Here is a 12,370-nt window from a genome sequence, read left to right as displayed (position 1 = left end):
CGAGAGCCGCCGGGACATCCTGAGCCGACCTGAGCAGCCCTCCTGACGCGGTGCACCTCCCGCGCGAACGTTCGCCGGCGCCGCAAACGGCCTCCCGTCCGCCTCGCCGTGGACCAAACCAAAATTCTTCTGCCCTACCGGGAAGACCTTGACGCCCCTCATGGTTCTAAATCAAGTAGCGATAACTACATGTTCTTGAAGTAATATGGTCGTCGCTGCTTCGAAGGTGTGTAGGTGCGATCAGGAAGGAGAAGGTCTATGAGGGAGAATGAGTGGATGGTCGGATTCCGCCGACGCTCTGCGGTGGGAGTGATCATTGAGCACCGCTGTCTGGTGGACGGCGTAGCGGACAGCGCCGGAGCACGCCGCACTGCTGTCCGGATGGCAATGCCCTCCGCGTGTTCGGTGATGTCGCCGGTGGGGGTGGCGCGATGAGCCGCTCCTACGAACAGACCTGCTTCATCGCCCGCTCGCTTGACGTGCTGGGTGAGAGATGGACGCTGCTGATCGTGCGGGAACTTGTCCTGGGGCCCCGCCGCTATGGCGACCTTCTGTCGGCGTTGCCGGGCATGGGGACCAGCCTGTTGGCCACACGCCTCAAGCACCTCGAGCAGCATGACGTGCTGCGTCGCACCACGCTGGCGAGCCCGAGCCGCGTCGCCGCCTATGAACTGACCGACCGCGGCGAAGCGTTGATGCCGGTCCTCGCCGGCCTCGCCGGATGGGGCGCAGGCCTCGAAGACCCGCCGCCCAGCTACACCGATCGCGCCGCCTGGTCCGTGGTGGCGATGCGCCTCACGGCTACAGGAGAGGCGGCGCACTTCGACGCGCTCACGGAGTTGGTCGTCGGCGAGGAGACGCTGTGGCTGCACAGCGACAGTGAGCGGGTGCGAGCGGAGACCGGCCCGGCTCCTGTGAAGCCCGATCTGCGCCTGATATGCGGCAAGGAAACCTTCTACGCCCTCGCGAAAGGGCAGGTCGCCGTTGATGACGCGGTGGCCTCAGGGCAACTCGTCGTGGACGGCGCACCAGACGCCGCCCGGTTGTTCTTCAACCTGTTCCACCTGCCCGACGGACATCACGCGACTTCTGACTGAGCCTGTGCGGCGCCCGCCGAAGGACTCAGCTCCCACACTGGCACTTCTCTGGAAACGGACAAATCCTCATGGAACGCAATCTGCTCGTGATCGGGGCGACCGGCAAGACCGGTGGCCGCACCGCCGAGCTGCTGCTTCAACGCGGCCACCATGTCCGCGCGCTCGTCCGCCGAGTCGACGAGCGCTCCGAAAGGCTCGCCGGCCTCGGGGCGCAGATCGTGGAAGGCGATGTCCAGGATCTCAACTCCCTGGCGGAGGCGACGAAGGGGATCGACGCCCTGTACTTCACCTACCCGATCGTTCCGGGCCTGATGGACGCGACGGCGAACGTGGCCCTGGCGGCGGAGGAGAACGGGGTACAGGCGATGGTGAACATGTCGCAGGTCTCCGCCCGCCGTGAATCCGCCAGCGACGCGGCACGCCAGCACTGGGTCGCCGAGCGCGTCCTGGACCGCTTCCCGGTGGCCGTCACCCACATCCGTCCGACCTTCTTCGCCCAGTGGCTGATCGATACCTGGTCCGACGGGACCGGCGAACTGCGGCTGCCCTTCGCCGACGGACGCCATGCCCCGATCGCTGAGAGCGACCAGGCACGGGTGATCGCGGCCATCCTGGAGGACCCCGCCCCGCACGCCGGCAAGATCTACCCCCTCTACGGGCCGGTGGAACTCAACCACCACGAGATCGCCGAGAGGATGTCGCGGGCGCTCGGCCGTCAGGTCACCTATGTGCCCATCAGCCTCGACGAGTTCAGGACCATCCTCGAAAACCGCGGAGCGCCGGAGCACCTGATCCAGCACCTTCTCGCCGTCGCGGTCGACTACCGCAACGGCATCTTCGCCGGCACGAACGATCTCGTGAAGAAGATCGGCGGCACCGACCCCCTCGATGTCGAGAACTTCGTCGCCCAGAACCGGGCGGCCTTCGGCCTGCCCACCACCTAAGACCTTGGAGAAGACAGTGAGTGTCTGGTTCATCACGGGATCGTCCCGTGGACTCGGCCTGGAGATCACGCGCGCGGCGCTCCTGGCAGGACATCAGGTAGTGGCAACCGCACGGAACGCGGAAGCCGTCCGTGAGCAGCTTCCCGACGCCGGCGACGCGCTGCTGGCCGTGCCGTCGGACGTGACCCGCCCCGAGAGCATCCGGGCGGCTGTCGACGCAGCGGTCGAGCGGTTCGGCCGTATCGACGTCCTGGTCAACAACGCCGGCACCGGACTGCTCGCCGCAGTCGAAGAGCCCGACGACGCCGCGGTCCGCGCCGTGTACGAAACCAACGTATTCGGCCCGCTCGCCGTCCAACGCGCCGTACTGCCGGTACTGCGGCGCCAGCGCTCCGGCCACGTGATCAACATCAGCTCCATCGTGGGCTTCGCCACCGCGCCGGGCTGGGGCATCTACGCCTCCACGAAGTTCGCCGTCGAAGGCTTCACCGAGACCCTCCACACCGAACTGGCTCCTCTCGGCATCCACGTGACGCTCGTGGAACCCGGCTTCTTCCGTACCGACTTCCTCGACCCCTCCAGCCTTCACACAGGCCCCGGCATCATCGACGACTACGCGCCCACCGTCGGCGCGATGCGTGCGGCCGCCGCGAGCCTGAACCACGCGCAGCCCGGTGACCCGGCCAAGGCCGCGCGCGCCATCGTCGAGATCTCCGCCGCCCCCGAGCCGCCCCTGCGCCTCCCGCTCGGAGCCGACACCCTGCAGGCCTTCGACGCCAAACTGGACACCTTCCGCAAGGAGCTGCACGCCTGGCGGCACGTCGCCCTCTCCACCGATCACGACTAGTGTCCTGCGCCGGAGATCCGTCGGCGGAAACAGGCGAGGGAGTCGAGGATCTCCTCGGCTGTCCTGGTCCAGATGAATGGCCTGGGGTCCTCTGGAACCGGGGGTGGCTGCCCAGCCACGTCCTGATCGCGGGAGTCTGATGAGTGCCGTGGTTGTCCACGACCAGGTGGACCCGACCCGATGGTCGCCCTCGACCGGAGTGGCCGCGCCTCGTGGGATTCGGGTCCGCCCGCTTGGCTTGCGGCGGGTCTGCGGCTGTTATCAGCGCGGGCTACGGGGTGGTGGCCGATCCGGACTGAAACGGCCTCTGCTTGGACCCGGCGATGGGGAACTCCACGCTGGTGAGGTCTTCGGAGACGGTCCACAGCCGCTGCTGGACGGCTGCGTCGTACGACTGCGGGCTGGAGGTGACCAGCCGGGGGTGGCCCTTGACCTCGTTGCGTCCGCCGGGGCCGTAGTACTGGCCGCCGAGCGCGGCGGGGTCGGTGGCGGCGCGCAGGGTCGGCAGCGCGCCCATCGCCGGCGTCTGGGTGATCAGTGGCGCGAGCCAGGTGAGCGGAAGCCGGAGGATCGCGGGGCTGTTGCGGGCGAGCTCGGTGCTGGACAGGCCGGGGTGTGCTGCCACCGCAATGGTGGTGCCGTGCGTGGCGAGCCGGCGCTGCAGCTCGTAGGTGAACATGAGGTTGGCCAGTTTGGACTGACCATAGGCGGCGGCCCGGCTGTAGGACCGCTCCCATTGCAGGTCGTCGAAGTGGATGGCGGCCCGGATGCGGTGGCCGGTGCTGCTGACCGTCACCACGCGCGAGCCGGGCACCGGCAGCATCAGGTCCAGCAGCAGCCCGGTGAGCGCGAAGTGGCCGAGGTGGTTGGTGCCGAACTGCATCTCGAAGCCGTCCGGGGTGGTCTGCCTCGGGGTGTACATCATACCTGCGTTGTTGATCAGCAGGTCGAGCCGGTCGAGCCGGGACCGCAGCGCCGCAGCCGCGGTCCGGACCGAGTGGAGCGAGGTCAGGTCCAGCGCCTGCACGGTCACGTTGCCGGTCATGCGCGCTGCGGCCTGTTCGCCCTTCTCGACGTTGCGCACGGCGAGCACCACGGAAGCCCCGCGCTCGGCGAGCGCCTTGGCGGTCTCGTACCCCAGCCCGGTGTTGGCACCGGTCACCACGGCCACCCGCCCGCGCTGGTCCGGAATGTCCGCCGTCGTCCACTTTTCACTCATGCTGAACTCCCGTCCAATTAAATACCGAAGGTATCTTGTGTCAGCGACGTTAAAGTACCCCCGGTACATTGTCAACGTACCGGGGGTACTTAAGTTAGGCTGGTGAGCGTGACTTTCCAGCGGGCGCGAACCGAAGAGCAGCGGGAGATCCGCCGACGGGCGATCCTCGACATGGCGTCGGCGATGCTCGATGAGATGTCCGTGGCCGCGGTCACCCTGAATGAGCTCAGCCGCCGTGTAGGGCTGGCGAAGCCGAACGTGCTGCGCTACTTCGAGTCTCGCGAGGCGGTGCTGCTCGAACTGCTGGACCGCCTCCTTCAGGAGTGGCTGACGGAACTGGCGGACGAGTTGGCCGCCGGCGTCGACGAGAAACTGCCCATGGCCGAGCGAGCGGCAGCGGTGGCCGAGATTCTCAGCCGCTCGCTCTCCGGCCGAGTGGTGTTGTGCGACCTCTTCGGTGCGCAGAGCGGCGTCCTGGAACACAACGTCTCCGTCGAGGTCGTCGCACGCTACAAGCGCGCCTCGTTGGACCGCCTGACCACCATGACCACCATGATCAAGAAGTACCTGCCGGAGCTGGGCGAGAACGCGACGCTGTTCAGCCTGCAAACCATGCTCACGGCCGGCGCGCTGCCGGCGTACAGCACACCCCCACCCAGCCTGCAGGCCGCCTACCAGGCCGAACCCGACCTCGCCCGCTTCCACCTGGAGCTGAAGGACTACTTGAGGCTGGCCCTGACAACAACCCTCCTGGGCGCGCTACCCCGCGGCTGACGCGCGTCGCATGGAAAGGTCGCAAATCCTCTGCCTTCTCAGCCTCATCTCCGCCGCCCCCATCTTGTACACCCCCCAGCGCCTCACCCGGTCTCGGAAGAGACGGCGCCGGTCTGAGCTTCCACCAGTCGCCGGCGAACTCCAGCTACTCCCGTCCGGGACGTTCTACAGCCAGTCGTGTGTCCACGCGTAGCGGGCCGCTTCGTGGCGGGTGCGCGTCTGGGTCTTCTGCATAGCGTTCGAGAGGTAGTTGCGTACGGTGCCTTCCGCCAGGTGCAGGCGGGCAGCGATGTCGGCGACGGCGTAGCCGTCGCGGGTGACGCGCAGCACGTCCAGCTCACGCTCGGTGAGAGGGCAGTCGTCAACGACGGCGAGGGCAGAGACATCAGGGTCGATCCACCGCTTGCCCGCGTGCAGGGCGGTGATCACGAAGGTGATGTGTGCGGGTTCCGCCGACTTGCTGACGAAGCCCTGAACTCCGAGTTTCAGAGCCTTGCGCAGCACACCGGGGCGGGCGTGCCGGGTCAGCATGAGGATTACTTGTTCCGGCCGTGCCCGGCGGATCTCGGCGACCGCGCCCAGGCCGTCCACGCCGGGCATTTCCAGGTCGATGACGAGCACGTCGGGCCGATGTTCGAGCGTGGCCAGGACCGCGGATTCGCCGTCATGCGCTTCGGCAAGCACGGTGACAGCACCCTCCAGGGTCAGCAACGCCGCAAGCGCCTTGCGCAGGAGTGCTTCGTCGTCGGCCAGAACCACGGTTGTCATTGGTCGATCCTCCCGGACGGGAACCGCGCGAGTGTGAGGAATCGGCCGCCCCTTTTCTCCACTCTCAGCTCGCCTCCGTTGTCAGCCACACGCTCCCTGAGGGTGGACAGTCCACCGAGACTGGACAGGGGCGTGGTTCCCGCGCCGTCGTTGAGAACAGAGATACCGGTCGCGGAGAGCGTGATCTTCACATAGGTGGCCTGCGCGTGGCGCAGGATGTTGGTCGTCGTCTCGCGCAGCACCTGGCCGAGCAATTCGGTGGCTCGCTCGTCGACCTCGGCCTCGCGTTCGACCCGTACATGGATACCAGCCGCCTCGAACAGGTTTTTCGCATTCTCCAGCTCGGCGGGCAGGTTGAGCCGCCGCTGTGCGTAGGCGAGTTCCTTCGTCTGGGCGATCGTGTCGCCGACGAGGGCACGCACCTCCTTCAACTCGTTCCGGGCGCGCTCGATGTCCACGCCCAGCAGCCTCTCGGCCAATGTGATCTTCAGTTTCACCACGTGCAGAGTGTGCCCCTGGATGTCATGAAGATCGCTGGCGAACCGCATCCGTTCCTGGACGACGGCCAGCTCGGCTTCGTGCTCGCGCGTGTCCTCCAATTCCTCGACAAGGTTGTAGAAGACCTGGCCGACGAACATGCTGCCGGTCACCACCACCGTGACGCCTGTCGGGACAAGGACGTAGAAAGTAAGGATCTCCCTCACGTCCGTCGGCGCGAGCAGCAGCCTGGCCGCGCCGACGAGGGCGACGAAGACGACCAGTGCGCCGGCGGCCAGGACGCGATGGCGCGGCAGCTTGGGGGCGTAGAGCGAGCCGACGACGGAGACGCCGTAGAACGCGGTGTGGGCGTCCAGTACCAGCGCCCCAACGACCCACACGGCCGCGGCGACGATCAGGCAAGGGCGTACGACGCGCGGGATGCCGACCGCCGCCCACTGCACGGAGGCGACGAAGGCGGCTGTCACGCCGGTACTCAGGATGACCGCCTGCCACCAGGTCCGGGCGTCGACTGCGATCAGCAGCGCCCCCACCGACAGGGTGACGACCACCATCGTGACGACGTTGAGCCGGCGCATCCGTTCGCGGGTCTCGTGCCGGCGCTCGGCGCGGTCGGTACCGGTCCCGCTGGGCCTCATCGCCGGGCCCACGAGGCGAGCACGGGCACCGCCGGACTGCTCGGCACGACGATGTCCGCGGCCGTCCACATCAGGAGCCACCGGTTGCCTTCGGGCCAGGGCTCTCCACGACACAGGGGCAGAGGCCAGCCCCCAGGTGATGGAGGAGGACGGCGCAGGCCATGGTGGAGGTGGCAGTGCTGGAGGCCAGCAGGGTGCGCAGGGGCCGTGTGTCCATATGCGGCGCCTCTCCAGGATTGAACAGGGGGTCCGCCCGGAAGTGTTCCGGCAGCCTCCGGGCGTGACCAGTGACACCACGTCATGCTCTCACCCTCGGAAACGTCACGCAGTGGTAGTGACATCACGCCACTGCCGGACTGGCGTGACCTCGGCTGAGATCGGTGCATGACCTCGACACCCGTCATCGACGTTGACCGTCTGAACCTCAGCTACGGCGGTTTTCACGCCGTGAAGGACCTGTCCTTCCAGGTGGAGAAGGGAGAGCTGTACGCGCTGCTCGGGACGAACGGGGCTGGCAAGACCTCGACCCTGGAGACCGTCGAAGGCCACCGGAGTCCCGACTCGGGCAGCGTGCGCGTCTTCGGCCGTAGCCCTCGGGACCGGCGAGCTGTGCGCTCCCGGATGGGCATCATGCTGCAGGAGAGCGGCTTCTCGCCCGACCTCACGGTGAAGGAGTCCGTCCATCTCATCGGCAAGCTCTCCGGGCGCACCGACAGGGTCGAACGCGTACTGGACATCGTCGATCTCAGGAGCAAGGCAGACACCAAGGTGGCCCAGCTCTCCGGCGGCGAGAAACGGCGTCTGGACTTCGCGACCGCCGTCTACGGCACACCTGCGCTGATCTTCCTCGACGAGCCGACCACCGGTCTGGACATCCAGTCCCGGGACGACTTGTGGCGCGCGGTGGACAAGCTGCGCGAGGACGGCTCTACGGTCGTGCTCACCACGCACTACCTGGAAGAGGCACAGCAGCACGCCGACCGCATCGGGCTCATGCACAAAGGCGTCTTCCACCAGGAAGGGACCGTCTCGGAGCTGACCCGGTCCCTGCCGGCCACCATTCGCTTCTCTCTCGGGGCTCCCCCTTCCACACCGCTGCCGCTGATCGGCGGGAGCGACAGCGGCGGGAAGTTCCTGATCGAGACCTTCGATCTGCCGCAGGACCTCTACATCCTGCTCGGCTGGGCGCACGCCAACGGAGCCGAGCTGCGCGACCTGGAAGCTGGTCCGACCCGGCTGGACGACGTATTCCGTGCCATCAGCGACACGTGACATCTCCAGATGCGCCTCGGTAATTCGCCGGCACCTTGCCGCAACCGGTCTCACACTCGACGCCCATCCGCGGCAACCTCACAGGAAAGAACCCTCGACCATGCTCTCGATTGCTCTCAGTGAGCTGATGCAAGTCTTCCGCAACCGGCTGATACTGCTGACCAGCTTCGTCATCCCCGTCGCGCCGTGCGCGTTCTTCGTCTACCGGCACGAGATCTTCGCCGAACTGGGCAGCCTGGGTTACGTCGCCGCCGTGGTGATGTTCACTGTGACAGCTTTCGGGCTCTACACGACCACGGTGACCTCTCTGGCCTCACGCCGCCAGAATCTTTTCCTCAAGCGGCTGCGCTCCACCGCGGTCAGCGACGCCGGGATCCTCGTCGGGCTGATACTTCCGGTCACCGTTCTCGCCATGGTGCAGATCGCCGTGATCCTCGCCGTCTTGGCGGTGGTCGCCGGCGCGCCGGCCAGCGTCCCGCTGCTGGTGGCGGCGATCGTCTCGACGGTGACCATGATGCTCGCCCTGGGCCTGGCCACGGCGGGCTTCACGAACTCCCCGGAGCACGCTCAGGTGACCACCCTGCCCGTCAGCCTCGGCGCCATCGGCGTCTCTACCTGGGTGGGAATCACCGGCACCGAGGAGTTCACCCAGCTCAAGCGACTCCTCCCGGGCGGCTCAGCCACCGAACTCGTCCTCAACGCCTGGAACGGCGGCGTTCCCGTGGCGGACTCGCTGCCGCTGCTGCTGCCCACCCTTGCCTGGGTCGTCATCGCCGTCACGCTGGCTCACCGCATGTTCCGCTGGGAACCGCGCCGCTGACCTTCCCGCGCCCGTCCCGGCCACGCCAGCCGGCAGGAGAAATGGGAACCCATGGCCATCTTCATTCCGGTTCAGCCTGTGATGCGGGTGGTGCCGCACCGGAGCTTGCGCAGGTGCCGCCCGGTCGTGAGGGTGGCGATGGCGGGTTCGACGAGGGCTCGGATCTTGGCGTGCGAGCGGTCCACGGCCCGCTGGCCCCCGGACAGGTTCTCCCAGCGGCCTCGGTACGGCACGCGGGCAGCCGGGCCGGCGCCCTGGTAGCCCTTGCCCGTCCTGCGGTCGGTGTCTGCTGAGGTGAGGGCGTCGAGAATGCCGTGTTCGCCTGCGGCGCGGATGTCATGGACGGCTCCGGGCAGGGCGGGTGAGGCTTACCGGAGACGTCCGGCCGGGTCGGCGAGGACCCGGACGTTCATGCCGTGCTTTCTGTGTCTGCCCGAACTCAACCGGCGCCATCGGCTGCCGATCGCACGGCGATGCTCGCGGACACGAGCGGTGAGACGTCGGTGACCGCGTCGGCGTACGTCTGGAAGCCGGGCCCGTACGGGGGCCTTCGCGCGGACGGTCGGGCGGGTTCGGTGAAACCGCGCTGCCAGGCCCCACTGCCGGGAAGGTGCCGGCGAGCACGGTGTCGTCACCGTGGTCGGCCCGGCGGTACGGATGTCGGTGGACCCAGATGATCGAGCCGCGGGAGGGCTCCAGAGGCAGGTACCGGGAAGTTGATCGTCGTGTCGGCGGGGAGCGGGGTGACCTGACGAGCAGCGGGCCGTCGGACCACCCGACGCCCGCCTTCTCTCGGTATTCGCGGAAATCAGCCGTTGAGCTGTGCGGGCTCCAGTCTGATGCTGAAGTGACGGAGAATCGGCGACTGGCCCGTGACCCGGTAGCCGCTTACAGACTCGGGATGCTTCGCGATCTCCGCCAGGGTGGCGGCGACGTGGTCGTAGTGGCTGCGGGTGTAGACCCGGCGGGGGAGCGCGAGCCGTACGAGTTCGTACGGAGCCGACTTGACGGGGTTGCCGTGCTCGTCCTCTTCCCCGAGGTACAGCGATCCCAGCTCGGCGGAGCGGATGCCGCCGCGCAGGTAGAGCTCGCAGACGAGGGCGGTGCCCGGGTACTGGTGCGGGGGAATGTGAGGCAGAAGCCGGCCGGCGTTGACGTAGAGGGCGTGCAGCCCGACAGGTTCCACGATGTCGACCCCGGCCTCGCCGATCCGTGCGGCCAGATAGGCGGCTATGTCGGCACGCTCGGCGAGGTAGGACGGCTCGGTGACTTCGAGGAGGCCACGGGCCATCATTTCGAGATCACGGCCGGACAGGCCGCCGTAGGTGGTGAATCCCTCCTTGGCGATGAGCAGGCCCGCGCACCGCTCGGCGAGCTCGGGGTCCTTCAGGCCGATGAATCCGCCGATGTGGACAATGCCGTCCTTCTTCGCGCTCATGACGCAGCCGTCCGCGATGCGGAAGGCTTCCTCGGCGACCTGGCGCGGGGTGCGGTCGGCGTAGCCGGGCTCGCGCCGGGTCACGAGCCAGGCGTTCTCCGCGAACCGGGCCGCGTCCAGGATCATCGGCACATGGTGACGACGGCAGAGTTCGGCGGTGCGGTGCAGGTTCTCCATGCTGACCGGCTGACCGCCGCCACCGTTGTTGGTGATGGTCATCAGCACGGCCCCCACGGGCGCGTGGTCCGCGTTCTTCAGCGCGTCCTCAAGGGCGTCCAGGTCGATGTTGCCCTTGAAGGGATAGTCGCTGTCCAGGTCCTTCGCCTCGGCGCAGGGCATGTCGAGTGCCTGGCAGCCGGTGAGTTCGACGTTGGCGCGGGTGGTGTCGAAGTGCGTGTTGGACAGCACGCGGTCGCCGGGCTTGAGCAGCGCGGAGAACAGGATGTGCTCGGCGGCGCGGCCCTGGTGGGCCGGAAGGATGTGGGGGTAGCCCGTCAGCTCGGAGACAACCTCGTGCCAGCGGTAGAAGCTGCGGCTGCCGGCGTAGCTCTCGTCACCCTGCATGCCCGCGGCCAACTGGTCCGCGGATATGGCGCCGGTTCCCGAGTCGCTCAGCAGGTCGATGGTGACCTCGTCGGCCTTCAGGTCGAAGGGGTTGTAGGCCGTCCGCTTCAACGCGGCCTCGCGCTGTTCTCGGGTGGTGAAGGCGATCGGTTCTACGACCTTGATGCGGTAGGGCTCCATGTGTCTTCCTTCTGTGCGGTGTGCGGGCTGACCTGGCCGAGCGCCTGGTGCCCGGGGTCCGGGACGCTCCGGGTGCGTGGCGCATGCGTCCAAGTGCCCCGCGGGTACTGCTCCTGCGGCGGCCGGACGCGGTAGGCCTCGGAGCTGAGGTAGGCGGTGAGCCGGGGCGGCCGGTGGCGTTCGTACACCAGAGCCAGGTAGGCGATCAGCCCCGCGCCGTCGGAGAGGGGACGCTGTGTGAGCGCTCCCAGGCACCGGGTCAGGACACTGGAGTCGACGCCGGCCCGGGTCAGCAGGGCTGTCGCGCGGGCGAGGGCCTCTTCGTCGTCGCGCACGTAGTCGCGTACGGGTATGTGAAGTGTGAAGCCGCTCGGGGTACTGTCGCCCTCGGTGAAGGAGTGGCAGGTGAGCGCAGGCCGCCGCACCAGCCGCAGGGTGCCGTCCTGGCCGCTCCCGGACTGCGCGGGGGAGCCCGCGGCCGCGTGGAAGAAGGCGCGGACGTCGGACGATGCGGCTCCGGAGCTGCTGCTGAGCGCGCAGGCGTCATCGGCCGACATCCGCGGGTGTCGCACGTAGACCTTGACGCGCGGGGACTTCCAGGCGCCCAGGTCCAGGGCCAGGAACGGATAGCCGGCCGCCGCCGGGGGTAATTGCGCGAAGGCCTCCCCGTACCCGAGCCGCCGCAGTGCCTCGTGCACGGTGCGGGCCGCGTGGTGCGGGCCGGAGGCGGAGGGGTTCAGATAGACCTTGACCCCGGGAACTCCTCCGGCTCGCAGGTCGAGCGCATACCACAGGGCCAAGGGGCCCTGTGCGTCGGCAGGCAGGAACAGGTCGGCGAGGGAGTCCAGTCGGTCGGTGGAGAAGCCCCAGCGGGTGGCCATCGCCCGGATGGCCTCAAGCCCGGCGCGACCGCTCTCACCCATGTCGTTGTGGGCCCACCCGGGCTCCACGAGCACCCGCAGCGCCGGGGCGGCGTCCGGAGTGCCGGCCAGTGAGAATTCCACGGGGGTGTGGTCATCGCTCAAGAAGGTGGGCGAGGCCGGGGGCAGGGAAAGCTGCCGGTGGGCAGCGCCCCCGAGAGAGGTGAGCAGGATCTGGCCGTACAGCTCGGTGTCCGCCTCACTCAGGCCCACCGTGGCGCCCAGGCGCAGCAGTTGACCGAGTACGTGGTTGCCCAGCGTTGTCTCGCCGGGGCCGGTGGCCGGTATGCCGGGGCCCGGCCGGGAGGTCATCGCGTGCCTCGCATGTCGGCGTGCAGCGGGCGTCCGGCGGGTGCGTGGGTACGGGAACGTGTCCCGGCGGCCTGGAAGG

11 protein-coding genes and 1 pseudogene are annotated in these 12,370 nt (G+C 68.1%); 6 read left to right on the top strand and 6 right to left on the bottom strand.

Annotated features, from left to right (window positions below; translation table 11 throughout):
- Positions 1-431 precede the first annotated feature (431 nt).
- The 3 genes from ACFWN1_RS08995 to ACFWN1_RS08985 all read left to right on the top strand — a co-directional run bounded on the left by ACFWN1_RS08995 (position 432) and on the right by ACFWN1_RS08985 (position 2,888).
- Positions 432-1,097, top strand: coding sequence for a winged helix-turn-helix transcriptional regulator (locus ACFWN1_RS08995; RefSeq protein WP_384359450.1), 666 nt, complete (start codon positions 432-434; stop codon positions 1,095-1,097).
- A 68-nt stretch (positions 1,098-1,165) separates the two neighbouring features.
- The gene (locus ACFWN1_RS08990; RefSeq protein WP_384359449.1) at positions 1,166-2,041 is read left to right on the top strand and encodes an NmrA family NAD(P)-binding protein; all 876 of its coding nucleotides are present in this window, start codon (positions 1,166-1,168) and stop codon (positions 2,039-2,041) included.
- Positions 2,042-2,057: 16 nt separating this feature from the next.
- Entirely contained in the window at positions 2,058-2,888 is an 831-nt protein-coding gene (locus tag ACFWN1_RS08985) for an oxidoreductase (protein WP_384359448.1), read from the top strand.
- Between the two features lie 271 nt (positions 2,889-3,159).
- Here the strand turns inward: ACFWN1_RS08985 and ACFWN1_RS08980 are convergent, their stop codons facing one another.
- The gene (locus ACFWN1_RS08980) at positions 3,160-4,107 is read right to left on the bottom strand and encodes an SDR family NAD(P)-dependent oxidoreductase (protein ID WP_384359447.1); all 948 of its coding nucleotides are present in this window, start codon (positions 4,105-4,107) and stop codon (positions 3,160-3,162) included.
- Positions 4,108-4,215: 108 nt separating this feature from the next.
- Between ACFWN1_RS08980 and ACFWN1_RS08975 the strand changes: the two genes are divergently transcribed.
- Entirely contained in the window at positions 4,216-4,881 is a 666-nt protein-coding gene (locus ACFWN1_RS08975) for a TetR/AcrR family transcriptional regulator (RefSeq protein ID WP_384359472.1), read from the top strand.
- A 165-nt stretch (positions 4,882-5,046) separates the two neighbouring features.
- Here ACFWN1_RS08975 and ACFWN1_RS08970 read toward each other — a convergent pair whose 3' ends face one another.
- Together ACFWN1_RS08970 and ACFWN1_RS08965 are read right to left on the bottom strand one after the other, a co-directional pair.
- Complete coding sequence (locus tag ACFWN1_RS08970; RefSeq protein ID WP_384359446.1) at positions 5,047-5,649, bottom strand: response regulator; 603 nt, start codon at positions 5,647-5,649, stop codon at positions 5,047-5,049.
- A complete protein-coding gene (locus ACFWN1_RS08965; RefSeq protein WP_384359445.1) occupies positions 5,646-6,701 on the bottom strand; it encodes a sensor histidine kinase in 1,056 nt (351 codons plus the stop codon). Before ACFWN1_RS08965 ends, ACFWN1_RS08970 begins: the two co-directional genes overlap by 4 nt.
- 468 nt (positions 6,702-7,169) lie before the next feature.
- Here ACFWN1_RS08965 and ACFWN1_RS08960 point away from each other — a divergent pair, with 468 nt between their 5' ends.
- Positions 7,170-8,057: an ABC transporter ATP-binding protein gene (locus ACFWN1_RS08960; RefSeq protein ID WP_384359444.1), complete on the top strand. Its 888-nt coding sequence runs from the start codon at positions 7,170-7,172 to the stop codon at positions 8,055-8,057.
- A gap of 100 nt (positions 8,058-8,157) precedes the next feature.
- Positions 8,158-8,877 carry an ABC transporter permease gene (locus ACFWN1_RS08955; protein WP_384359443.1) on the top strand — a complete coding sequence of 240 codons (720 nt, stop codon included), beginning with the start codon at positions 8,158-8,160 and terminating at the stop codon, positions 8,875-8,877.
- A gap of 71 nt (positions 8,878-8,948) precedes the next feature.
- On the opposite strand, the pseudogene ACFWN1_RS08950 reads toward ACFWN1_RS08955, so the two are convergent.
- The 3 genes and pseudogenes from ACFWN1_RS08950 to ACFWN1_RS08940 form a co-directional block, all read right to left on the bottom strand.
- A pseudogene (locus tag ACFWN1_RS08950) lies at positions 8,949-9,326 on the bottom strand (transposase family protein); the annotation flags it as partial.
- A 359-nt stretch (positions 9,327-9,685) separates the two neighbouring features.
- Positions 9,686-11,059, bottom strand: a complete 1,374-nt coding sequence (locus ACFWN1_RS08945) for a tryptophanase (RefSeq protein WP_384359442.1) — start codon at positions 11,057-11,059, stop codon at positions 9,686-9,688.
- Positions 11,032-12,291, bottom strand: a complete 1,260-nt coding sequence (locus tag ACFWN1_RS08940; RefSeq protein ID WP_384359441.1) for a tryptophan dimethylallyltransferase family protein — start codon at positions 12,289-12,291, stop codon at positions 11,032-11,034. The genes ACFWN1_RS08945 and ACFWN1_RS08940 overlap by 28 nt, the downstream gene beginning before the upstream one ends.
- Positions 12,292-12,370: the final 79 nt, after the last annotated feature.

The organism is Streptomyces sp. NPDC058459 (genome assembly GCF_042721685.1).
Lineage (GTDB): Bacteria > Actinomycetota > Actinomycetes > Streptomycetales > Streptomycetaceae > Streptomyces.
This window is presented reverse-complemented; position numbering and strand designations above follow the sequence as displayed.